This window comes from Actinacidiphila guanduensis (assembly GCF_900103985.1).
Classification (GTDB): domain Bacteria; phylum Actinomycetota; class Actinomycetes; order Streptomycetales; family Streptomycetaceae; genus Actinacidiphila; species Actinacidiphila guanduensis.
Map to the genome: position 1 here is coordinate 157,146 of NZ_FNIE01000005.1, position 22,421 is coordinate 179,566.

Consider the following 22,421-nt stretch of genomic DNA (forward strand, 5'->3'; position numbering starts at 1 on the left):
TCCGCTCAGGCGGTGGCTCAGGCGCCGGCTCAGGCGTTGGCGCGGGCGTCCGGGTGGGGGACGCGGGCGGCGTCACGCACCGGCCCGGTGGAGCCGCGCACCACCAACTCCGGCTCGAAGAACAGCTCGTCGTGGTCGACGGAGGCGCCGCTGATCTCGCCGGCGAGCAGGTCCACCGCGGCCCGCCCCATCGCCTCGATCGGCTGCCGCACGGTGGTCAGCGGCGGCTCGGTGCAGTTCATCAGCGAGGAGTCGTCGTAGCCGATCACCGAGACGTCCTCGGGCACCGACATCCGGCGGCGCCGGGCGGCCCGGATGGTGCCGAGCGCCAGCAGGTCCGAGGCGCAGATGAAAGCGGTGATGCCGCGGGCCAGCAAGCGGCTTGCGGCGGCCTGCCCGCCCTCCAGCGTGAACAGGGCGTGCTCGACGGTGACCGAGGGGTCCACCCGGCGCGCGGCCGACAGCTTGCGCCGGGAGGGCACGTGGTCCGGCGGGCCGAGCACCATCGCGATGCGCTGGTGGCCGAGCGAGATCAAGTGGTTCATCGCCTGTTCCACGGCCACCCCGTCGTCGCAGGAGACCCGCGGGAAGTCCAGGTGGTCGATGGCGGCGTTCATCAGCACGGTGGGCAGGTTGCGCTCGGCCAGCCGCGCGTAGTGGTCGTGCGGGGACTCGGCCTGGGCGTAGAGGCCGCCGAAGAAGACCACCCCGGAGACGTGCTGCTGCAGCAGCAACTCCACGTAGTCCGCCTCCGATACGCCGCCGGCGGTCTGTGTGCACAGCACGGGGGTGAATCCCTGCTGGGCCAGCGCGCCGCCGACCACCTCGGCGAAAGCGGGGAAGATCGGGTTCTGCAGCTCGGGCATGACCATGCCGACCAGCCGGGCGCGTTCGCCGCGCAGCTGGGTGGGCCGTTCGTATCCGAGCACGTCAAGGGCGGTGAGGACCGCGGCCCGGGTCGCATCGGAGACGCCCGGCTTCCCGTTCAGCACCCGGCTGACGGTGGCCTCGCTCACCCCGACCTTCTTTGCCACCTCGGCAAGTCGTCGTGTCATGGCGTCGATTCTAGTACAGGTATCGCAAGTTTCTTGCGGCCTATTTGCGAGATCTCTGCAAGCAATCCAAATTTTGCGAAATGCGATCGACATCTTGCTGTCCCCTGTGGGACATCCGTAGGGTGACTGGCCACAGCAAGCGACTCCCGTCAGAAGGGACACCCCCCACCCCATGGACATCAGACGTCGCTCCGCAGTGTGGCTGGCCTGCGCCACCGCCTCGGCGGTCGCCGCCGGCGGTCTGGCCGCCCTCGCCCTGACCGCCCCCACCGCCCAGGCCGCCGCCAAGGTCTCCACCGTCTCGCCCTTCGACGTCAGCGGCGGCGCGTCGGTGCCGTTCACCGAGTACGAGGCCGAGCAGGCCGCCACCAACGGCACCGTCATCGGCCCCGACTACACCCAGGGCACCGTCGCCTCCGAGGCGTCCGGCCGCCGCGCGGTCACCATCAACCAGGGCCAGTACGTCGAGTTCACCCTCACCAAGGCGGCCAACGCCGTCGATGTCGCCTACAACCTGCCGCGGGGCGCCTCAGGCACGGTCTCGGTCTACGTCAACGGCACCAAGATCGCCACCAAGCTGGCCGTCACCTCGCAGTACTCCTATGTCGACACCAGCTGGATCGCGGGCGCCAAGACGCACCACTTCTTCGACGACTCCCGTATACGACTGGGCCAGAACCTGGCCGCCGGCGCCAAGGTGAAGTTCCAGCTCGACTCCGGCGACACCGGCTCGGCCACCCTCGACGTCGCCGACTTCGAACAGGTCGCGGCGCCCGGCACGCAGCCCGCCAACTCCGTGTCGGTGGTCGCCGACGGCGCCGACGCGAGCGGCAGCGGCGACAGCACACAGGCCTTCCGACAGGCGATCAGCGACGCAAAGGCGCAGGGCAAGGAAGTGTGGATCCCACAGGGCGACTTCAAGGTCACCTCGCAGATCCCCGCCGACGGCGTCACCCTGCGCGGCGCCGGCAACTGGTACTCGGTGGTGCACAGTTCGCACTTCATCGACCAGACCTCGGCCGGCGGCAACACCAAGCTCTACGACTTCGCCGTCATCGGCGACGTCAGCGTCCGCAACGACAACTCGCCCGACAACTTCATCACCGGCAGCCTCGGCCCCAACTCCGTGGTGCAGGGCATGTGGATCCAGCGCGAGAAGTGCGGGTTGTGGCTCACCGGCAACAACACCAACCTGCTGGTGCAGAACAACCGCATCATCGGCACCACCGCCGACGGGCTCAACCTGGACGGCAGCGCCCAGGGCGTGCAGGTGAAGAACAACTTCCTGCGCAACCAGGGCGACGACTCGCTGGCCATGTGGTCGCTCGGCTCGCCCGACACCGGCAACACCTTCTCCAACAACACCATCGTGCAGCCCAACCTCGCCAACGGCATCGCGATCTACGGCGGTTCGAACAACACCGCGAGCAACAACGTGATCGCCGACACCAACGCCCTCGGCAGCGGCCTGGCCATCTCCAACCAGGCCTTCCTGCAGCCCTTCAACCCGCTGTCCGGCTCGGTGACCGCCTCGGGCAACACCCTGATCCGCACCGGGGCGCTCAACCCCAACTGGGGCCACCCGATGGGCGCGCTGCGGGTCGACTCCTACGACTACGCGATCACGAACGTCAACGTGCAGATCTCCAGCACGTCGTTCATCGACAGCCCCTACAGCGACTTCGAGTTCGTCTCCGGCGGCGGCCACGGCTACACCGTCAGCGGCGTGACGGTCAGCGGGGCCACGGCCACCGGCACCGGGACCGTCGTCGTCCAGGCGGAGACCCCCGGCTCGGCGACCTTCAGCAACGTCACCGCCACCGGCACCGGCGACACGGGCGTCTACAACTGCTCCTACCCGGCGAGCCTGCCCGCCTTCACCATCAACCGCGGCTCGGGCAACAGCGGTTGGGACGGCACCTGGGGCGACTGCAGCAGCTGGCCGCAGCCCGGCTCGGGCAGCACCACCGGCGGCGGCACCACCACGGGCGGCGGCAGCGGCGGCACCACACCGCCGGCCGGCGGCAACCTCGCGGCCGGGCGCCCCGTCTCCGACACCGGGCACACCGACGTCTACGTGGCCTCCAACGCGGTGGACGGCAACGCCAACTCCTACTGGGAGAGCACCGACAACGCCTTCCCGCAGTCGATCACCGTGGACCTCGGCGCCACCAAGGCGGTCGGGCGGCTGGTGCTCAAGCTCCCGCCGGCCACGGCATGGGCGACCCGCACCGAGACCCTGTCCGTGCTCGGCTCCACCGACAACTCCACGTGGACCACGCTGAAGGCGTCGGCCGGCTACACGTTCAACCCGTCCTCGGGCAACATCGCGACCGTCTCCCTGGGCTCGGCGAGCACCCGCTACCTGCGGCTGACCTTCACCGGGAACACCGGCTGGCCCGCGGGCCAGCTCTCGGAGCTGGAGGCGTACGCCTCGTAAGGAGCGCGACCGGCAAGGGGCGCTGACGCGTCCCGCGGGGGGCGTCCACGGCCACGGCCGGGGGCGCCCCCTCGGCCGTAGGTGAGATATGCCCCTCGCGCAGGCACTATGGGGAGAGAGCGATGCGCAACCCGGGGGAAACGGTGTGGTGCAATGCTCCTGGTCCCCCGGTCCTCCCACGGCGGGGGAAGCGGTGGCCGACCGGCGAGGATGGATGGTTATGGACAAGCAGCAGGAGTTCGTTCTGCGCACCCTGGAGGAGCGCGACATCCGCTTCGTGCGGTTGTGGTTCACCGACGTGCTGGGCTACCTGAAGTCCGTCGCCGTCGCCCCCGCCGAGCTGGAGCAGGCGTTCGACGAGGGCATGGGCTTCGACGGCTCCGCGATCGAGGGCTTCGCCCGCGTCTACGAGTCGGACATGATCGCCAAGCCCGACCCCGGCACCTTCCAGGTGCTGCCCTGGCGGGCCGAGGCCCCCGGCACCGCCCGGATGTTCTGCGACATCCTGATGCCCGACGGCTCGCCCTCCTACGCCGACCCGCGGTTCGTCCTCAAGCGCGCCCTGGCCAAGACCTCCGACCTCGGCTTCACCTTCTACACCCACCCCGAGATCGAGTTCTTCCTGCTCAAGGAACGCCCGGTGGACGGCACCCCGCCCACCCCCGCGGACAGCTCCGGCTACTTCGACCACACCCCGCAGAACGTCGGCATGGACTTCCGCCGCACAGCCATCACGATGCTGGAGTCCATGGGCATCTCGGTGGAGTTCTCGCACCACGAGGGCGCGCCCGGCCAGCAGGAGATCGACCTGCGCTACGCCGACGCGCTGTCCACCGCCGACAACATCATGACGTTCCGGCTGGTGATGAAGCAGGTCGCCCTGGAGCAGGGCGTGCACGCGACCTTCATGCCCAAGCCGTTCTCCGAGCACCCCGGCTCCGGCATGCACTCGCACCTCTCGCTCTTCGAGGGCGACCGCAACGCCTTCTACGAGTCGGGGGCGGAGTTCCAGCTCTCCAAGGTGGGCCGGTCCTTCATCGCGGGGCTGCTGCGGCACGCGGGCGAGATCTCCGCGGTCACCAACCAGTGGGTCAACTCCTACAAGCGGATCTGGGGCGGCTCGCAGCGCACCGCGGGCGCCGGCGGCGAGGCCCCCTCGTACATCTGCTGGGGCCACAACAACCGCTCGGCGCTCATCCGGGTGCCGATGTACAAGCCCGGCAAGACCGGCTCCACCCGGGTCGAGGTCCGCTCGCTGGACTCCGGCGCCAACCCCTACCTCGCCTACGCGGTCCTGCTCGCCGCGGGCATGAAGGGCATCCAGGAGGGCTACGAGCTGCCCGCGGGCGCCGACGACGACGTGTGGGCCCTCACCGACGCGGAGCGCCGCGCCCTGGGCATCGAGCCGCTCCCGCAGAACCTCGGCGAGGCGATCACGCTGATGGAGCGCTCGGAGCTGGTCGCCGAGACCCTGGGCGAGCACGTCTTCGACTTCTTCCTGCGCAACAAGAAGCAGGAGTGGGAGGAGTACCGCTCCGAGGTCACCGCCTTCGAGCTGCGCAAGAACCTGCCGAACCTGTAGGGGACCCGGCGCCGCCGCTGGCGCGGACGTGCCGGGGCGCCCTCCTCGGTGGAGGGGCGCCCCGGTCGGTCGGAGGGGTCGGTCGTGGGGGTCAGCGGACCCGGACGTTCTCGTCCTCGTCCTCGTCCGGCTCCTCACCCGGTACGTGGACGTCGCGGACGTTGATGTTGATCTCCACCACGTCCAGGCCCGTCATGCGCTCGACGGCATTGGTGACCGAGGAGCGGATGTCGTCGGCCGCGTCGGCGATCTCCGTGCCGTAGAGGACGACGATGTCGAGGTCGACGGCGGCCTCCTTCTCGCCGACCTCGACCTTCACGCCGCGGGTGTGGTCGGCGCCGCGGGCGACCCGGTCGCGGACGGCGCCCACCGCGCGGGAGGGCCCGCCGCCCATGGCGTAGACCCCCTCCACCTCGCGCGTGGCGATCCCGGCGATGGTGGCCACCACCGAGTCCGCGATCGTGGTCTTTCCCGAGGGGCGTCCGTTGCGGCCGGAGGCGGACGTCGTGGTCTTCTCCGCGGTGGCGGTGGTCATAAGGCAAGCCCCTTCCTCGCAGGATGACCTCGCAGCTGAAAATGCGGGCTCCTTCTCACCATGACCCCGTCGGACCGCACCTGCCACTCCAACGGCCCAGCACCGCCGCCCCCCGGCGGGGACAATGGGAAGCCGTGAGCAGCCCGATCTGGTACGTGGCCTACGGGTCGAACATGCACGCCGAGCGGCTGGCCCGCTACCTCGAAGGCGGCCACCCGGCCGGTGCCGCGCGGGCCTACCCCGGCTGCCGCGACCCCCGCCCGCCGGCCCGGTCCGAGCCGCTGGAGGCACCCGGCGCCGTCTACTTCGCCACCCACTCCCCGGTCTGGGGCGGCGGCCGCGCCTTTTACGACCCGGAGGCGGGCGGGCGGACCCTCGCCCGCGCGCACCTGCTCACCGCCGAGCAGTTCGCCGACATCGCCGCCCAGGAGATGTACGCGGCGCCCGGCGCGGACCTGGACCTCACCGAGGTGCTGGCCACCGGCCGCAGCACCCTGGGCCCCGGCCGCTACGAGACCCTGGTGCGGCTCGGCACCCGCGACGGCCTGCCGATGCTCACCTTCACAGCGCCCTGGGCGATGACGGACGTGCCCTGGACGGTCCCCTCGGCCGCCTACCTGGACCACCTGGCCGCAGGCCTGCGCGAGGCCGGCGCCTGGGGCGGCGCCGAGATCGCCCGCTACCTTGCCGGGCGGCCCGGCGCCGCGGGCCACTGGCGGGCGAGCGGCACCGCGCTGCTGCCGGCGCGCGCCCCCCGGAAGCGCCCGGCCCCACAAGGGGATTAGGCTCGAAGAGGGGCGCCAGGGGCCGGCCCCGCGAAGGTGTGCCAACCCCCGGGAGGGCCGGATGCAGGGCCGACGCAGCAGTACGTTCACCCGTCTGCTGCGCCACGGCTTCACCGACCCCGCGGCCGCCGAGCGGCTGCTGGACGCCGACGTGCTCACCGCCGTCCGCGCCGACCCCGTGCTGCTGGAGGCGCTGGGCGCCACCGCCGACCCCGATCTGGCGCTGCTCGGCCTGGTCCGGCTCGCCGAGGCCCTGGAGCCGGCCGAGCGCCGCACCCTGCTGGACACCGTGACCACCGCCAAGCCGCTGCGCGACCGGCTGCTCGGCGTGCTCGGCGCCTCCGAGGCGCTGGGGGACCACCTGGTGCGGCACCCCGCCGACTGGCACGCCCTGGTCACCTACGAGGCCGCCGACCTGCACCCGGGCGTCGCCGAGTTCGAGGCGGGGCTGTCCACCGCGCGCGACCCGGACGCGCTGCGGGTGGCGTACCGCAGGTGCCTGCTCGGGATAGCCGCCCGCGACGTGTGCGGCACCAGCGACCTGGTCCGTACCGCCGCCGAACTCGCCGACCTGGCCACGGCCACGCTGCGTGCTGCTCTGGCCATCGCCACGGCGGAGGCGCCCGCGGACGCCGCCGCCTGCCGGCTGTCGGTCATCGGGATGGGCAAGTGCGGCGGCCACGAGCTGAACTACGTCTCCGACGTGGACGTCGTCTTCGTCGCCGAGCCCCCGATCCAGCCGGAGCAGCCGGCCGAGGCCCCGGCGGACCCTGCCCGGCAGCAGGCCGAGACGGCCGCCGTCCAGGCCGCCACCCGCCTCGCCGCGCGCATGATGCGCATCTGCTCCGACACCACCGCCGAGGGCACCATCTGGCCGGTGGACGCCAACCTGCGGCCCGAGGGCAAGAACGGGCCCCTGGTGCGCACCCTGGCCAGCCACCTCGCCTACTACCGGCGGTGGGCCAAGACCTGGGAGTTCCAGGCACTGCTCAAGGCCCGCCCGGTCGCCGGCGACGCCGCCCTGGGCGCGGAGTACACCGCGGCGATCCAGCCCATGGTCTGGCAGGCCGCCGAGCGCGAGCACTTCGTCACCGACGTGCAGGAGATGCGCCGCCGGGTCGTGGACAACATCCCCGCCGCCCACGTCGACCGCGAACTCAAGCTCGGCCCCGGCGGCCTGCGGGACGTGGAGTTCGCCGTCCAGCTGCTGCAGCTCGTGCACGGCCGCAGCGACGCCGAGCTGCGCAGCGGCACCACGCTGACCGCGCTGGCCGAACTGGCCGCGGGCGGCTACGTGGGCCGCGCCGACGCCGCCGCCCTGGACGCCGCCTACCGCTTCCTGCGGCTGATGGAGCACCGCATCCAGCTCCACAAGCTGCGCCGCACCCACCTCGTGCCCGACGACGAGGCCGGGCTGCGCCGCCTCGGCCGCGGCCTCGGCTTCCGGTCGGAGCCGGTGGAGCGGCTGGACCGCGAGTGGCGCCGGCACGCCCGCGAGGTGCGCCGGCTGCACGAGAAGCTCTTCTACCGGCCGCTGCTGGACGCCGTCGCCCAGCTCGGCACCGAGGAGAGCCGGCTGAGCACCGCCGCCGCCCGCGAGCGCCTGCAGGCCCTCGGCTACGCCGACCCCGCCGCCGCGATGCGCCACCTGGAGGCCCTGGCCAGCGGGGTGAGCCGCAAGGCGGCGATCCAGCGCACCCTGCTGCCGGTCCTGCTCGCCTGGTTCGCCGACTCCGCCGACCCCGACGCCGGCCTGCTCGGCTTCCGCAAGGTCTCCGACGCCCTCGGCCGGACCCCCTGGTATCTGCGGCTGCTGCGCGACGAGGGCGCCGCCGCCCAGCGGCTGGCCCGCGTCCTGTCCTCGGGGCGGCTCGCCCCCGACCTGCTGATGCGCGCCCCCGAGGCCGTGGCCATGCTCGGCTCCCCGGACGGCCTCGCCCCGCGCGGGCACGCCGCCCTGGAGCAGGAGGTGCTGGCCGCCGTCGGCCGCGCGGAGACCCCCGAGCAGGCCATCGCCGCAGTCCGCGGGGTGCGCCGCCGCGAGCTGTTCCGCACCGCGGCCGGCGACCTGATCGACACCTACGGCGACGACGAGGAGTCCGGCGGCCCCGCCGACCCCTCCGTGCTGGTCGACCGGGTCGGCACCGCCGTCTTCGGCCTCACCTCGGCGACGATCGCCGGGGCGCTGCGGGCGGCCGTCCGCGCGGTCACCGACCGCGACGCCCGGCCGCTGCCGACCCGTCTCGCAGTCATCGCCATGGGCCGCTTCGGCGGCCGCGAGCTCGCCTACGGCTCGGACGCCGACGTGCTCTTCGTCCACGAGCCCGTGCCGGGCGCCGACCCCGACCGGGCCGCCCGCGCCGCGACCGCCGTCGCCGACGAGCTGCGCCGGCTGCTGCAGGTCCCCACCGCCGACCCGCCGCTGCTGGTGGACGCCGACCTGCGCCCCGAGGGCAAGAGCGGCCCCCTGGTCCGCAGTCTCGCCTCCTACGAGGCGTACTACCGGCGCTGGTCGCAGGTGTGGGAGAGCCAGGCGCTGCTGCGGGCCGCACCGGTGGCCGGGGACGCCGATCTCGGCGAGCGGTTCACCGCGCTGATCGACCCGGTGCGCTACCCGGCCGCCGGCCTGGACGAGGACGGCGTGCGCGAGATCCGCCGGCTCAAGGCCCGGATGGAGTCCGAGCGGATGCCGCGCGGCGCCGACCCCACCACCCACGCCAAGCTGGGCCGCGGCGGCCTGTCCGACGTCGAGTGGACGGTCCAGCTGATCCAGCTGCGGCACGCCGCCCGCGTGCCCGCGCTGCGCACCACCGGGACCCGGCGGGCACTGGCGGCGGCGCAGGCCGAGGGGCTGATCGAGGCGGCCGACGCGGCGGTGCTGGACGAGGCGTGGGTGCTGGCCACGCGGGTGCGCAACGCGGTGATGCTGGTCCGCGGCCGCCCCGGCGACACCTTCCCCGGCGACAGCCGCGAACTGGCCGCCGTGGCGCGCTACCTCGGCCACCCGGCCGGGCACGCGGGCGACATGCTGGACGACTACCGCCGGCGCACCCGCAGGGCCCGCGCGGTCGTGGAGCGGCTGTTCTACGAGGGGTGAGGCCCGCCAGGAGGGTTGATCACTCTCGCGACCGGGTGCACGACGGTGGGCACCCCCGCCCGTTCGGGACGTCCCGCGTGCCTCAAGCGGCGGCCTTGGCCGCGGCCTGCTCGGCGACGGCGAGCTGCGGCAGCCGGTACACCCACCGTCCGTACACGAGCGACACCACCGCGTACCCGACCGCCAGGCACACCACGCCGCCGACCGCGTCCATCCAGAAGTGGTTGCCGGTGGCGATGATCACCGTGAGGGTGAACAGCGGGTAGAGCCCGCCGAGGACGCGCACCCACAGCGGCTTGGCGAGCGAGATGACGGTGATCCCGCACCACAGCGACCAGCCGATGTGCATCGACGGCATGGCGGCGTACTGGTTCGACACCTGGGCGAGGCTGCCCTGCGAGAGCGAGCCCCAGGTGTGGTGGACGGCGACGGTGTCGATGAAGTGGCCGCCGGTCATCAGCCGCGGGGGCGCCAGCGGGTAGGCCCAGAAACCGATCAGCGCCAGCCAGGTCGTCACGAAGAGCACCAGCCGCGGCGCGGCGTAGCGGTCCGGATGCGCCACGTACAGCCACACCAGCACGCCGATGGTGATGATGAAGTGCAAGGTGGCGTAGTAGTAGTTCATCCCCACGATCAGCCAGGTCACCGAGTTCAGTGCGTGGTTGACGCTGTGCTCGACGTCCAGGCCCAGGGCGCCCTCGAAGGACCAGATGTCGTGGGCGTGCCGCAGCGCGGTGCCGCGCTCCTCCGGAACGGCGTTCCTGATCAGCGAGTACAGCCAGTAGCTGAAGCCGATGAGGATGATCTCGAACCAGAGCCGGGGCCGGTGCGGGCCGCGCAGCCGGGCCAGTTGGGCCCTCGGGCGCAGGGCGGCGGCCCAACCGGTGTCCGGGCCGGCCGTGCCGCCGGCCAGGGTCGCGCCGCCGGTGTCCGCGGGCGCGGCCTGGCGGCCCTGCATCGTTTTCGAGGTCGGTTCCCCCATAGGACACCAGTCTGCCAGAGTCCTTCGATCACACCGCCCGGATTCGGCGGGAACCGGACAGCCCGCGTGTCGCCGCCGACCCCGCGAGGGAGCCGCTACAGGAAGGTGTGCTGAGCCGGTACCCGGGCCGGGGCCGCGGCGGTGGAGCCGCGGACGACCAGTTCGGGCAGGAAGACGAACTCGCTGTGCGGCGCGGGGGTGCCGCCGATCTCCTCCAGCAGCGCGTTCACCGCGGCCTGGCTCATCGCGGCCACCGGCTGCCGGATCGTGGTCAGCGGCGGGTCGGTGAACGCGATCAGCGGCGAGTCGTCGTAGCCGACCACCGAGACGTCGTCCGGCACCGCCAGGCCCTGCTGCCGGGCCGCCCGTATCGCGCCCAGCGCCATCATGTCCGAGGCGCACACGATCGCCGTGCAGCCCGAGGCGATCAGCGCCGCCGCCGCTGCCTGCCCGCCCTCCAGCGTGTACAGCGAGTGCTGCACCAGCGTCTTCGCGTCCTTCTCCGGCATGCCCACCACCTCGCCCATCGAGGCCAGGAACCCCTCGATCTTGCGCTGCACCGGCACATAGCGCTGCTGGCCCACCGCGAGGCCGATCCTGCGGTGGCCCAGCGCCGCGAGGTGGGTGACGGCCAGGCGCACCGCGGCCCGGTCGTCAGGGGAGACGAAGGGCGCGTCGATCCGCTCCGAGAAGCCGTTGATCAGCACGAAGGGCACGCCCTGGCCGTGCAGCCGGGCGTAGCGCTCCATGTCGGCGGTGGAGTCGGCGTGCAGCCCGGAGGCGAAGATGATGCCGGCCACACCGCGCTCGACCAGCATCTCCACCAGCTCGTCCTCGGTGGAGCCGCCCGGCGTCTGGGTGGCCAGCACCGGGGTGTAGCCCTGCCGGGTCAGCGCCTGCCCGATGATCTGCGCGAACGCGGGGAAGATCGGGTTGAGCAGCTCCGGAGTGATCAGCCCGACCAGCCCGGCGCTGCGCTGCCGCAGCCGTACCGGCCGCTCGTACCCCAGCAGGTCGAGGGCGGCGAGGACGGATTCGCGGGTGCCGGCCGAGACTCCGGGCTTGCCGTTGAGCACCCGGCTGACCGTCGCCTCGCTGACCCCCGCCTGGGCTGCGATGTCAGCGAGCCGTGCGGTCACACCACCGGATGCTAGGGGACGCGGCGCCACCACGTCAGATCGCCCACCAGATTGCGGTGTCCGCGGCGATCGCGGCACGCGGGGTCCGCTCGGCCCCCGGCTCGGCCGCCGGGTCCACCGGCACCGGGGCCGCGCCGCTCGACAGCAGCGGACGGCCGGGCGCGGCCACGACGACCGGGTCGCCGGTGAGGTTCACCGTGCAGGCGAAGTCCCGCCCGCCCTCCCCCCGCCGGCGGAACGCGAGCACGCCCTCGGGCGCCCCCAGCCATTCCACCTCCGTGCCCGCGCCCAGCGCCGGGTGCTCCCGGCGCAGCCGCAGCGCGCTGCGGTACATCTCCAGCGTGGAGTCCGGGTCGCCGGTCTGCGCGGCCACGCTCAGCCCCGCCCAGCTGTCGGGCTGCGGCAGCCAGCTCGGCCCGCCCGGCACCGGCCCGAAGCCGTACGGCGCGGTGCTGCCCGACCACGGGATCGGCACCCGGCAGCCGTCGCGGAAGCCGTCCTGGCCGGCGGCGCGGAAGAAGGAGGGGTCCTGGCGCACCTCGTCGGGCAGGTCGGTGACGTCGGGCAGTCCCAGCTCCTCGCCCTGGTAGAGGTAGGCCGAGCCGGGCAGCGCGAGCATCAGCAAGGTGGCCGCCCGGGCCCGGCGCAGGCCCAGCGCCCGATCGCCCGCTTCCCGCACCTGCGTGCCGGCGCCCCGTGGGTTGCCGAACCGGGTCGCGTGCCGGGTCACGTCGTGGTTGGACAGCACCCAGGTGGCCGGGGCGCCCACCGCGCCCATGGCGTGCAGTGAGCGGTCGATGACCGTCCGCAGCTCGACGGCGTCCCACCACGTGGTCAGGTACGCGAAGTTGAACGCCTGGTGCAGCTCGTCGGGGCGCAGGTAGAGGGCCGCGCGCTCGATCGTCGGCGTCCACGCCTCGGCGACCGCGATCCGCTCCCCGTCGTACTCGTCGAGGATGCGACGCCAGCCGCGGTAGATCTCGTGCACACCGTCCTGGTCGAAGTACGGCATCGGGGACGTGCCCAGCAGCGCCAGCTGCTCGGAGTGGCCGATGTCGGGCAGCCCCTCGGCCTTGACCAGGCCGTGGGCGACGTCGATCCGGAAGCCGTCGATACCGAGGTCCAGCCAGAACCGCAGCACCGAGCGGAACTCCTCGTGCACGTCCGGGTGGTCCCAGTCGAAGTCCGGCTGCTCGGGGGCGAACAGGTGCAGATACCACTCGCCGGGGGTGCCGTCCGGCTCGGTGGTGCGGGTCCAGGCGGGGCCGCCGAAGATGGACTCCCAGTCGTTGGGCGGCAGTTCGCCGTGGGCCCCCTTGCCCGGGCGGAAGTGGAAGCGGGCGCGGGCGGGCGAGCCGGCGCCCTCGCGCAGCGCCTGCTTGAACCACTCGTGCTGGTCCGAGCAGTGGTTGGGCACGATGTCCACGATCACCCGCAGGCCGAGCGCGTGCGCGGCCCGCACCAGGTCGTCGGCGTCGGTGAGGGTCCCGAACATCGGGTCCACCGCCCGGTAGTCGGCGACGTCGTAGCCGGCGTCGGCCTGCGGGGAGGCGTAGAAGGGCGAGAGCCACACCGCGTCCACGCCCAGGTCGCGCAGGTAGGGCAGCCGGGAGGTGATGCCGGGCAGGTCGCCCATGCCGTCCCCGTTGCCGTCGGCGAAACTGCGCGGGTAGACCTGGTAGATCACCGCCTCGCGCCACCAGTCTCTGCGCCCCGCGGCGGCGTCGGTCGCGGCGGCGGTGCTGGGCGCGTCGGTGAGGTGCTGGCTCATTGATTCCCTCTTTGGTTCGCGGGGGATCGACGGATGGCATACGGGGAGCGTGCGGGCGTCAGGCGGGTCCAGGACTGTCGCGGTGCTCAGCCCTTGGTGCCGCCGGCGGTCAGGCCGGTGACCAGGTGGCGCTGGACGAGCAGGAAGACCAGCGCGGCCGGGACCGCGATGACCACCGAACCGGCCGTCATGGCGCCCCAGTTGGCCCGCTCGCTGCCGGCGAAGGTGGGCAGGCCCGCGGCGAGCGTGTAGTGCGCGCCGCTCATGAACTGGCTGGAGTAGGCGACTTCGCCCCAGGCGGTCAGGAAGGTGTAGAACGCGGTGACGGCCAGGCCCGGGCGGGCCAGCGGCAGGATCAGCCACCAGAAGGTGCCGAACGGGGTGAGGCCGTCGACCCGGCCGGCCTCGTCGATCTCCCGGGGGATCGTGTCGAAGTAGCCCTTGAGCATCCAGGCGCAGAAGGGCACGGCGATGGTGCAGTACACCAGGACCAGGCCGAGGTAGGTGTCGAGCAGGTCGAGCCGGCCCATCAGGTTGTAGAGCGGCACGATCAGCACGGCGACCGGGAACATCTGGGTGACCAGGAAGGTCCACATCAGCGGGCGGTGGCCGGGGAAGCGCATCCGGGAGATCGCGTACCCGGCGCTGGCGGCGATCAGGACGCCGATCACCATCGTGGCGCCCGCGACGATCACCGAGTTGAGCATCCAGCGCGGGAAGCTGCTGTGCAGCAGCACGAAGCGGTAGTTGGCCAGGCCCAGGTGGTGCAGCACCTGGCCCGGCTGCTGCCAGGCGTTGTCCGGCCCGAAGGAGATGAAGACGATCCACAGGACCGGGAAGACGGCAACGGCACTGGCGGCCAGCAGGGTCGCGTGCAGCGCGAGCGAGGCGGCGGGGCCGCGCTCGCCGCGGCCGCGGCTTCGCGCGCCGGCGGGGGTGGTGGCGCTCATGGGGTCGGCTCCTAGGGCGTGTCTGGGAAATAGCGGCGTCCGCCCGTGAGGGCGGGGGCGGCGGGGTCTGGTGCGTGCTGTCGCAAGGCGGAGGGAGGAGAGCGCAGCGGGCTGCGCCGACGACCGACAACGCGGCGAGCGTGCGTGCCAGGGCCCGGCGACCAGGCGGGATTTGTCAGACACGCCCTAGCTCTGCTCGGCCGCGGCGCGGCGGCGGTAGAAGGTGGAGAAGGCCACCAGGATCAGCAGGATGACGATTCCGTAGGCCGCGGCGCCGGAGTAGTCCGAGACGCCGCTGAACGCCTTCTGGTAGGCGAAGGTGACGAGGATGTCGGTGTCGCCGGTGGTGTTGTTGCCCAGCAGGAGGAAGATGATCGGGAACATGTTGAACGTCCACACGGTGCTGAGCAGGACCACCGTGGTGGTCACCGGGCGCAGGCCGGGGACGGTGACGTTGGTGAACCGCTGCAGCGGCGAGGCGCCGTCCATCTCCGCGGCCTCGTAGAGCTCGGTGGGTATCGCCTGCAGGCCGCCGAGGGTGGCCACCATCATGAACGGCACACCGCACCAGACGTTGACGATGATGACGGCGACCTTCTGGGCGAAGGGCGTGCCGAGCCAGTCCTGGGCGGGCAGGCCGACCGCGGTGACGAGGTCGTTGAAGACGCCGTACTGCGAGTTGAACATCAGCCGCCACGCGAAGACGCCGACGAACGCCGGCACCGCCCACGGCAGGATGAGCGCGAGCCGGTAGAAGAGGCGGAAGCGCATCGGGCGGTTGAGCAGCATCGCCATGCCGAGCCCGAGGGAGTAGGTGACGGCCACGCAGCACACCGTCCACACCACCGTCCACTCCAGCCGCGGGTAGAAGTCGCCGTCCCGGCCGGAGATGATCTGCCAGTAGTTGTGCAGCCCGACGAAGTGGTAGGTGGCCGGGATGTGCACCGGGCCGATGTTCTTCGCCGAGTTGAGCTCGGTGGCGTTGGTGAGCGACAGGTAGGCCCCGTAGCCCAGCGGGTAGAGCACCAGGACGCCGATGACGATCACCACCGGGGCGACCATCGCCCAGGCGTACCAGTGCTTGTTCCAGGCCCGTCGGATCGAGGGCAGCAGGCCGGAGGCGCGGCCCGGGGTACGGGCCGGGCGCGGGGCCCGCTCGGCGGTGGCGGTGGTCATCTCTCCTCGGCTCTTTCGGTTCGCTCGGGGCTGCGGCTGTGACTTCGGCTGCGGCTTCGTGGGGGCCGGACCGGCCGGCCGGGCGCGTGGGCCCTCTGGCACGCGGGGTGCCGCGGGGCCCCGGCCGGCCGGTCCGGGGCCGGGGGCGGCCGCAGGCGCGGAAGGCCCTGCGGGCCGGCGGTCTGCGGCCGGTGCGATGCTGTGCCGGCCGGCGCGGGCGGTGCGGGCTACTGCACGGTGAAGTCCGGCAGCAGCTTGCCGAAGTCCTTGGCGGCGGCGTCCAGGCCGTCCTGCACCGAGGTCTTGCCCTGGAGGATCTTGATGTACTGCTGCTGCAGCGGGGTGAAGAGGCTGCCGACCTGCGGGAGGGCGACCCGCGGCCGGGCGGTGTCCAGGATCGGCTTGAAGCCGGCGATCTGCGGGCTCTTGAGCACGGCGGCGGTGTAGGCCGAGGTGCGGGTGGGCAGCGTGCCGTTCTTCAGGGCGATCTGCTCCTGGCTCGCGGTGGAGGTCATGAACTGCGTGAACAGGTAGGCCGCGTCGAGGTTGCGCGAGCCCTGGTAGACCGCCAGATCCTGGCCGCCGGTGGGGGCGAGCGCCTTGCCGGTGGAGCCGGCCGGCACGGGCGCGTACCCGAGGTTGTCCTTGCCCTTGAACGCCGGGCCGGTCAGGTCGTCGCCGACCGACCAGGGGCCCTGGATCAGCATGGCGACCTTGCCGGTCTTGAAGGAGGTCTGCATGTTGTCGTACGCGTTGGCGAAGTCGATCTTCAGCGAGGAGGTGTCGTAGATCTTCTTCGCCTCGGTGACGGCCTTGACCGCCGCGGGGGAGTTGACGGTGACCTTCTTGGCGGCCGGGTCGGCGAGGTCGGCGCCCTCGCCGAAGAGGAAGGGCAGCAGGAAGTAGGCGTCGGGGTTCATGTAGGTGCCGGCGACGCCGGGGACCTTCGCCTTCACCTTCGCGGCGTCGGCGACCATCTCGTCCCAGGTGGTGGGGGGCGCGGTGATGCCGGCCTTCGCGAAGAGGTCCTTGTTGTAGAGCAGGCCGAGGGTGTCGGTGACCGAGGGGACGGCGTAGGACTTGCCGTCGTACTTCGTGGTGTTGAGCGGGCCGGCCACGAAGTCGCTCGTGTCCGTGAGTGCGGGGGTGCCGTCCAGCGGCGCGATGTAGTGCAGCGAGGCGTACTCCGGGATCAGGCCGACGTCGGTCCTGATCACGTCGGGCGCGCCCTTGCCGCTCTGGGCGGCCGTCTTGAACTTCTGCTCCACGGTGGTGAAGTCCACGTTCTGGTAGTTCACCTTGATCTTGGGGTACTTCGCCTCGAAGGCGGCGATCAGCGCCTTGTACGCCGGGGCCTCGACCTTGGCGTCGGAGGTGTCCCAGTAGGTCACCGTGCCGGAGACCTGGGCGGGGTCCTTCGCCTTGCCGCTGTCCTGCGTGCCACCACTGCCGCTGCCACTGCCGCCGCCACAGGCGGTGGCGCCGAGAACGATGGCCGCGGCCATCGCCACGGCGGATATGCCGCGTCGCATACCTGACTCCTTGATGAGGGAAGTGCCCTGTCGCCCCGCGCCGGACGGCGGCGCCCCGACCCGGTCAGGGACGCCGGCCCGCCGCCGTCCGCCCCGGGCTGGGAGGGACCGTAACAGCGCCGCAACCTCTTGCGAAAGAGTCTGCAAGAAACTTCCGCCGACCCCCGTCATCCGCGACCCTTCCGTCGCCCGTGTCCACGAACGTCCACCTGGTCACGGGGCGTCAACTTTGGTCCCGCTATTCACTCGTTCGGGTGCCGGTCGGATGATCTTGGGCGTGTCGCCGAAGTGATCCCATACGGTCCGATCATGGTCACATCGAGCCATGAAGCAGCACACCGGATCTTTCAGGACCGGCCAGAACTGCTCAATCCCGTCTTCCGGATCCTGGGCCTGCGGGCCCCCGACAAAGCACTCTTCGAAGTCCTCACCCCGGACGTCACCGAGATACGCCCCATGGAGCGGCGCGTCGACACCGTGATGCGGGTCGAGCCCGCCGACGGCACGGGCCCGTTCCTGCTGGCCATCGAGGCCCAGGGGCGGCGTGACGAGAACAAACCGGCCAGTTGGGGGTACTACCTCTCCTACCTGAGCTCCAAGTACCGCTGCCCGACGCTCCTCCTGGTGATCTGCCAGGACAGGGGCACTGCGGAGTGGGCGGCCGGCCCCTTCCGCAACGGCTGGGGCGGCTGGACCGCCTCCAGCGTCCACCCGCTGGCGCTCGGCCCGGACAACGTCCCGCTCATCACCGACGCCCAAGAGGCCGCGCGCGACCTGGCACTGGCGGCGTTCGCGGCAATCGTCCATGGCCCCAACCGCGAGGCCCCGGCCATACTGGAAGCACTCGCTCGCGCCATCGGGAGCACCGACCACCTGGCGCTCGCGTACTACTCGGAAATGCTGGATATCGGCCTGGGAAACACCCCGGCACGGGACATCTGGAGGAAGCTGATGAAGAACGGGAGCTTTTTCCCCGGCCGCGGCACGCTCGTCGAGGAGACGTTCCTGGAGGGCAAGGCGGAGGGCGTGGCAGAAGGCAAGGCAGAAGGCAAGGCCGAGGCCGTGCTGCGGGTGCTGGCGCACCGCGGTATTGCCGTCTCCGACGAGGCGCGGGAGCGCATTGCCGCGTGCCGCGACATGGAGACGCTGGAGTGCTGGTTCGACAAGGCGTTCAGTGTCGAGGCGGCTGAGGAGTTGCTCGCTTTCAAGTGAGTCGGGACGCCGGTCGTAGGCCGGAGGCGGGGTGATGGCGCGTCGGAGGACGCGTCATCACCCCGGCTTTGTTGCTGCCTCCGGGCCGGCTGGTGGCGGTTCGGCGGTAGGTGTGGAAAAACTTGCAGGTGGTTGCTGCAAAGCCGTCGCGGAAAGCTACCGCGGGTAAGGCGTGAGACGCGTCACCGGTGGGGGGTTCGGGGGAACTCCAGGGGTGGGGGTGTGCGTCCATGTACCCATGACCAAGCCGCACGTCACGATCCGCACGGCGACGATCGAGGACCTGGACGCGATCTGCGGAGTCCACGCCCGGGCCCGCGCCACGTACTACGCCGGGCACATCCCGGACGAGGAGTACAGCGGGCCGCAGGAGCTGGAGCGGCAGCGTACGGGGACCGCCGAGGCCATCGTCTCGGGCGAGCGGACCGTGCTGTGCGCCACCCGCCAGGACCACGTCGTCGGCTTCGCGGTGCTCGGCGCCCGCTTCGACGGCGACAAGCTCTTCCAGTTCCACATCGACCCCGAGGTGTGGCGCACCGGCACCGGCACCGCCTTGCACGAGGCGTGCGTACGCACCTGGCAGTCGGCCGAGCTCGCCACGGTGCTGCTCGACGTCTACGCCCCCAACGCCCGCGCCCGCGCCTTCTACGCCAGCCGCGGCTGGCTGGAGGAGGGCCGCGAGGAGGACCACGTCACGATGCGGCTGGCCGTACCGCCGGTGTGACGCCGCGGCGACTCCCGGGCCGGCAGCGGCTGTACGGCCGGGGCTTCCGGCGGGCGCGGGCCCGTACGGTTCCCGGCTGGGGCCGTCGGACCCACTGCTGCCGGGGTCGTGCTCGTTCAGTCCCCGTTCAGCGGTGCCATCGCCGTGCCGTCCGCCAGCCGTCCCGACAGCTTCGCCCGGGTGCCGCGGGGGGCCTGCACGGCCAGGAACCGGCCCTGCACGGTGGTGTCCACGCCGTTGGTGGCCGAGAGGGAGGCCGTGTTGCTGCTGCCGGCCGCCAGCAGGTACCAGTTCGTGGCGGGCGACTTCCACATCACCCCGGCCATCACGTGCGGCGAGAAGCGGCTGCACGCGTTGCCGTTGGCCTGCTGCCCGGCCAGCGCGCCGAGCTCGTTCGGCTTCGCGGCCGGCGGCACGAACTGCACGAAGGCCACGCCCGGTCCGCGCCAGGTGTCCGCGCGGTCGCAGGTCCACGTCGCGTCCCCGGCGCCTTCCGGCAGCGGAGTCCTGGCGAACTGCCAGGAGTTGACCGATCGGACGCCCTGACCGCGCAGTTGGCCGAGCCGGCAGGCGCTGTGCGCCCAACTCGCCAGCGCCTGCTGCCCGGTGGCCTCCAGCGGGGCGGCCGCGGGGCCCTTGCCCTTCGCCGGCGTCCAGGTCAGGTGCACCGGCGCGAGGTCGCCGAGGTCGCTGAGCAGGAAGGACTGGCCGGCGCCGATCGCGGGCGAGGAGTGCAGCTCCAGCACCGGCCAGGTCGAGCCGCACGCGGCGCTGCCGACCGCGGCCGCCTTCGCGTCGGGCATCGGCACCGGGTCGGTCACGCCGTCGGCCGCGCGGTGCAGCGCGGTGGCTGCCCGGTCCGGGGCGAGCAGGTCGCGGGTCTGCGCGGCGGTGATCCACGGGGCGGTCAGGAAGCGGGCGTTGCCGTCCACCCGGTCCACCAGGAGCGCCGCGGAAGTGGCGAGGTCGGTGTTCTGCACCTGGGCGAAGTCGAGCGCGGAGCCGCCCGAGCCGTGCCGCGGCTGGGCGTAGCGGACGATGCGCACTCCGTCGTAGAAGATCACCACGGTGGCCTCGTCCTCGTCCCCGGCGAAGAGCAACTGCGGGGGAGCGGTGGGGCCGGTGCGGGGGGTGCCGGGGGTGGCGCTGACCGTCACCGAGGAGCCGGGCGCGGCCCAGACCTCCAGGGCCCGGCGCAGCAGCGCGGTGTCCTTGACGCGGTTGCCGCGGGCGGGCCAGGCGGAGAAGTCCATCCGGGCGGTGGCCTTCCACTGCCCGGCCGGCACCCGCACCAGCGCGGCCGGGTCGAGGGTGTGCGGGTCGGCGCCGGGCGCGCCGGCGGCGGTGTACGCGTGCGACGAGCCGCCGCCCGTGGTGAGCGCGGCGATCACCGCGCCCGCGGCCACCACCGCGGTGGCGACGGCGCCGATCCTCGCCCGCTTGCGCCGCCGCAGCAGGTCGGTGGGGCGCAGGTGCACGGTGCACGGGTCGAGGTCGCCCACGGCGGGCGGGACCGCGGGCCCGGTGCCGCCCTGCGCCGGGACCCGTACGGCCGCGGCCGCCCGTACGGCCTCACGCGGGTCGGGGGCGCCGGCCGCGTCCAGCAGGGCGCGGGTCTCGGGCTCGGGGAGCTGCTCGACGGTGAGCAGCACGTAGGCCGCGCGGGCCGCGGTCGGCAGCGAACCGAGGGCCCGCAGCAGCGCGGCCTCGGCCTCGCCGCCGGCGCGCGGGTTCAGCCGCAGGCCCAGTACGCGGGGCAGCCGCAGCTCCTCCAGCGCCTCGTGGATCCGGCCGCGCCCGCCGAATGCCATGGCGGCCTTGAGGACTTCGAGCCGCAGCACCCCGTAGGGGCCGTCCTGGCGGCCGTCGAGCGGGGAGGAGGGCAGGGCGCGCTGCACCAGGCGGTGGGCGGCGATGGCCCGGTGGTGCCGGCCGAGCCCGGCGGGCAGCGTCACGTAGGCGAGCCGCACCAGCCGCGGGTAGTGCTCGACGAGTGCCGCCTCGGCCTGCTCGACCGGGACGGGGCCGGCCGGGGACGTCGGGGCTGGGGTCGCGGCGCGTGCGGCTTGCGTGTTCACGCCCTGTCGAACGAGCCGCCCGGGCGATGGTCACCGGGCCGCACGCGCGGGGGATCACCCGAAGGCGTGAACGAAGGGGTGCATGCGAAAGGGGCGCTCCCGCCACGATCGGCGGAAACGCCCCTTCGTACGCGGGGGGGGTCAGACCAGGCCGGCCTTCTCCAGCGCGGAGCCGCAGGTGTCCACGATCAGCCGGGTGACGACGTACGGGTCGACGTTGGCGTTCGGGCGGCGGTCCTCGATGTAGCCCTTCTGGTCCACCTCGACCTGCCACGGGATGCGCACGGAGGCACCGCGGTTGGAGACGCCGTAGCTGTACTCGTTCCACGGGGCGGTCTCGTGGGCGCCGGTGAGGCGGGCCTCGACGCCGACGCCGTAGTTCTTGATGTGCTCCAGCGGCTTGTCGTCGCGGCCGAGCGCCTCGGCGGCCTCGATGATCGCGTCGTAGCTCTCGCGCATCTTCTTGGTGGAGAAGTTGGTGTGCGCGCCCGCGCCGTTCCAGTCGCCCTTGGCCGGCTTGGGGTCCAGGGTGGCGGAGATCCCGAAGTCCTCGGCGGTGCGGTAGAGCAGCCAGCGCGCGACCCACAGGTGGTCGGCGACCTCCAGCGGGCTGAGCGGGCCGACCTGGAACTCCCACTGGCCGGGCATGACCTCGGCGTTGATGCCGGAGATGCCCAGGCCCGCGGCCAGGCAGTTGTCCAGGTGCTTCTCCACCACGGGGCGGCCGAAGATCTCGTCGGCGCCGACGCCGCAGTAGTAGCCGCCCTGCGGGGCCGGGAAGCCGTTCTCCGGGAAGCCGAGCGGGCGCGAGCCCTCGAAGAAGGTGTACTCCTGCTCGATGCCGAACAGCGCTTCCTGCGCGGCGTACCGCTCGGCCGTCTCGCGCAGCGCGGCGCGGGTGTTGGACTCGTGCGGGGTGCCGTCGATGTTGAAGACCTCGCACAGCACCAGGCGGTTGGCGCCCCCGCGGATCGGGTCGGCGAAGTCGGCCACCGGCTTGAGGACCCGGTCCGACGCGTGCCCCTCGGCCTGGTTGGTGCTGGAGCCGTCGAAGCCCCAGATCGGCAGTTCGGCCCCGTCCGCCAGGATCTTCGTCTTCGAGCGCAGCTTGGCGGTGGGCTCGGTGCCGTCTATCCAGATGTACTCGGCCTTGTAGGTCACGGTGACGCCATCCTTATACGTACGTGAACGCGGGTGCGGGGCCCCGAGCCGCGCTGATCGGGCCGGACGGCAGCGTCCCAAGGACCTTTTTCCCATCCGTTGCCCACGTGTTAACCCTGTGTGAATCAACCCGTCTGACGTGCGGTTTCGTCGATTCGGCGGATCGGCCCGCACCGCCCGCCCCACCCTGCCCAGGAGCCAC

16 protein-coding genes are annotated in these 22,421 nt (G+C 72.4%); 6 read left to right on the plus strand and 10 right to left on the minus strand.

Translation table 11 applies throughout. The features are described from left to right. Positions 1 to 29: 29 nt before the first annotated feature. Positions 30 to 1,055 carry a LacI family DNA-binding transcriptional regulator gene (locus tag BLR33_RS12370; protein ID WP_093784442.1) on the minus strand — a complete coding sequence of 342 codons (1,026 nt, stop codon included), beginning with the start codon at positions 1,053 to 1,055 and terminating at the stop codon, positions 30 to 32. Between the two features lie 172 nt (positions 1,056 to 1,227). Here BLR33_RS12370 and BLR33_RS12375 point away from each other — a divergent pair, with 172 nt between their 5' ends. Continuing rightward, on the plus strand, positions 1,228 to 3,495 hold the full coding sequence (locus tag BLR33_RS12375) for a galactose-binding domain-containing protein (protein ID WP_093784443.1): 2,268 nt from the start codon (positions 1,228 to 1,230) through the stop codon (positions 3,493 to 3,495). Positions 3,496 to 3,715: 220 nt separating this feature from the next. After that, positions 3,716 to 5,077: a glutamine synthetase family protein gene (locus BLR33_RS12380; protein WP_093784444.1), complete on the plus strand. Its 1,362-nt coding sequence runs from the start codon at positions 3,716 to 3,718 to the stop codon at positions 5,075 to 5,077. 91 nt (positions 5,078 to 5,168) lie between these two features. Here BLR33_RS12380 and BLR33_RS12385 read toward each other — a convergent pair whose 3' ends face one another. Further along, positions 5,169 to 5,612 (minus strand): Asp23/Gls24 family envelope stress response protein, encoded by a 444-nt coding sequence (locus tag BLR33_RS12385; RefSeq protein WP_093784445.1) that lies wholly within the window; start codon positions 5,610 to 5,612, stop codon positions 5,169 to 5,171. 134 nt (positions 5,613 to 5,746) lie between these two features. Between BLR33_RS12385 and BLR33_RS12390 the strand changes: the two genes are divergently transcribed. Further along, complete coding sequence (locus tag BLR33_RS12390) at positions 5,747 to 6,397, plus strand: histone deacetylase (RefSeq protein ID WP_093784446.1); 651 nt, start codon at positions 5,747 to 5,749, stop codon at positions 6,395 to 6,397. A 61-nt stretch (positions 6,398 to 6,458) separates the two neighbouring features. After that, entirely contained in the window at positions 6,459 to 9,494 is a 3,036-nt protein-coding gene (locus BLR33_RS12395) for a bifunctional [glutamine synthetase] adenylyltransferase/[glutamine synthetase]-adenylyl-L-tyrosine phosphorylase (RefSeq protein ID WP_093784447.1), read from the plus strand. Positions 9,495 to 9,576: 82 nt separating this feature from the next. On the opposite strand, the gene BLR33_RS12400 is transcribed toward BLR33_RS12395, so the two are convergent. The 6 genes from BLR33_RS12400 to BLR33_RS12425 all read right to left on the minus strand — a co-directional run bounded on the left by BLR33_RS12400 (position 9,577) and on the right by BLR33_RS12425 (position 17,044). Continuing rightward, a complete protein-coding gene (locus tag BLR33_RS12400; RefSeq protein ID WP_093784448.1) occupies positions 9,577 to 10,476 on the minus strand; it encodes a phosphatase PAP2 family protein in 900 nt (299 codons plus the stop codon). Positions 10,477 to 10,571: 95 nt separating this feature from the next. Further along, on the minus strand, positions 10,572 to 11,615 hold the full coding sequence (locus BLR33_RS12405) for a LacI family DNA-binding transcriptional regulator (RefSeq protein ID WP_093784449.1): 1,044 nt from the start codon (positions 11,613 to 11,615) through the stop codon (positions 10,572 to 10,574). A gap of 34 nt (positions 11,616 to 11,649) precedes the next feature. Beyond that, positions 11,650 to 13,386: a glycoside hydrolase family 13 protein gene (locus tag BLR33_RS12410; protein WP_093784450.1), complete on the minus strand. Its 1,737-nt coding sequence runs from the start codon at positions 13,384 to 13,386 to the stop codon at positions 11,650 to 11,652. A gap of 86 nt (positions 13,387 to 13,472) precedes the next feature. Beyond that, positions 13,473 to 14,336: a sugar ABC transporter permease gene (locus BLR33_RS12415; protein ID WP_093784451.1), complete on the minus strand. Its 864-nt coding sequence runs from the start codon at positions 14,334 to 14,336 to the stop codon at positions 13,473 to 13,475. A 186-nt stretch (positions 14,337 to 14,522) separates the two neighbouring features. Beyond that, positions 14,523 to 15,512, minus strand: coding sequence for a carbohydrate ABC transporter permease (locus BLR33_RS12420; protein WP_093784452.1), 990 nt, complete (start codon positions 15,510 to 15,512; stop codon positions 14,523 to 14,525). 227 nt (positions 15,513 to 15,739) lie between these two features. Continuing rightward, positions 15,740 to 17,044, minus strand: a complete 1,305-nt coding sequence (locus tag BLR33_RS12425; protein ID WP_093784453.1) for an extracellular solute-binding protein — start codon at positions 17,042 to 17,044, stop codon at positions 15,740 to 15,742. Positions 17,045 to 17,353: 309 nt separating this feature from the next. Here BLR33_RS12425 and BLR33_RS12430 point away from each other — a divergent pair, with 309 nt between their 5' ends. Both BLR33_RS12430 and BLR33_RS12435 read left to right on the plus strand, forming a co-directional pair. After that, the gene (locus BLR33_RS12430; RefSeq protein ID WP_093784776.1) at positions 17,354 to 18,256 is read left to right on the plus strand and encodes an RpnC/YadD family protein; all 903 of its coding nucleotides are present in this window, start codon (positions 17,354 to 17,356) and stop codon (positions 18,254 to 18,256) included. A 238-nt stretch (positions 18,257 to 18,494) separates the two neighbouring features. Beyond that, positions 18,495 to 18,980 (plus strand): GNAT family N-acetyltransferase, encoded by a 486-nt coding sequence (locus BLR33_RS12435; RefSeq protein WP_093784454.1) that lies wholly within the window; start codon positions 18,495 to 18,497, stop codon positions 18,978 to 18,980. Between the two features lie 116 nt (positions 18,981 to 19,096). Here the strand turns inward: BLR33_RS12435 and BLR33_RS12440 are convergent, their stop codons facing one another. Continuing rightward, positions 19,097 to 21,058, minus strand: coding sequence for a hypothetical protein (locus BLR33_RS12440; RefSeq protein WP_093784455.1), 1,962 nt, complete (start codon positions 21,056 to 21,058; stop codon positions 19,097 to 19,099). A gap of 141 nt (positions 21,059 to 21,199) precedes the next feature. Then, positions 21,200 to 22,219: a glutamine synthetase gene (gene glnII / locus BLR33_RS12445; RefSeq protein ID WP_093784456.1), complete on the minus strand. Its 1,020-nt coding sequence runs from the start codon at positions 22,217 to 22,219 to the stop codon at positions 21,200 to 21,202. Positions 22,220 to 22,421: the final 202 nt, after the last annotated feature.

What these genes read in the sequence shown, in the direction of transcription:
- BLR33_RS12370 (WP_093784442.1), bottom strand. Translation starts at nt 1,055, where the DNA reads ATGACACGACGACTTGCCGAGGTGGCAAAGAAGGTCGGGGTGAGCGAG.
- BLR33_RS12375 (WP_093784443.1), top strand. Translation starts at nt 1,228, where the DNA reads ATGGACATCAGACGTCGCTCCGCAGTGTGGCTGGCCTGCGCCACCGCC.
- BLR33_RS12380 (WP_093784444.1), top strand. Translation starts at nt 3,716, where the DNA reads ATGGACAAGCAGCAGGAGTTCGTTCTGCGCACCCTGGAGGAGCGCGAC.
- BLR33_RS12385 (WP_093784445.1), bottom strand. Translation starts at nt 5,612, where the DNA reads ATGACCACCGCCACCGCGGAGAAGACCACGACGTCCGCCTCCGGCCGC.
- BLR33_RS12395 (WP_093784447.1), top strand. Translation starts at nt 6,459, where the DNA reads ATGCAGGGCCGACGCAGCAGTACGTTCACCCGTCTGCTGCGCCACGGC.
- BLR33_RS12400 (WP_093784448.1), bottom strand. Translation starts at nt 10,476, where the DNA reads ATGGGGGAACCGACCTCGAAAACGATGCAGGGCCGCCAGGCCGCGCCC.
- BLR33_RS12410 (WP_093784450.1), bottom strand. Translation starts at nt 13,386, where the DNA reads ATGAGCCAGCACCTCACCGACGCGCCCAGCACCGCCGCCGCGACCGAC.
- BLR33_RS12415 (WP_093784451.1), bottom strand. Translation starts at nt 14,336, where the DNA reads ATGAGCGCCACCACCCCCGCCGGCGCGCGAAGCCGCGGCCGCGGCGAG.
- BLR33_RS12420 (WP_093784452.1), bottom strand. Translation starts at nt 15,512, where the DNA reads ATGACCACCGCCACCGCCGAGCGGGCCCCGCGCCCGGCCCGTACCCCG.
- BLR33_RS12425 (WP_093784453.1), bottom strand. Translation starts at nt 17,044, where the DNA reads ATGCGACGCGGCATATCCGCCGTGGCGATGGCCGCGGCCATCGTTCTC.
- BLR33_RS12430 (WP_093784776.1), top strand. Translation starts at nt 17,354, where the DNA reads ATGGTCACATCGAGCCATGAAGCAGCACACCGGATCTTTCAGGACCGG.
- BLR33_RS12435 (WP_093784454.1), top strand. Translation starts at nt 18,495, where the DNA reads ATGACCAAGCCGCACGTCACGATCCGCACGGCGACGATCGAGGACCTG.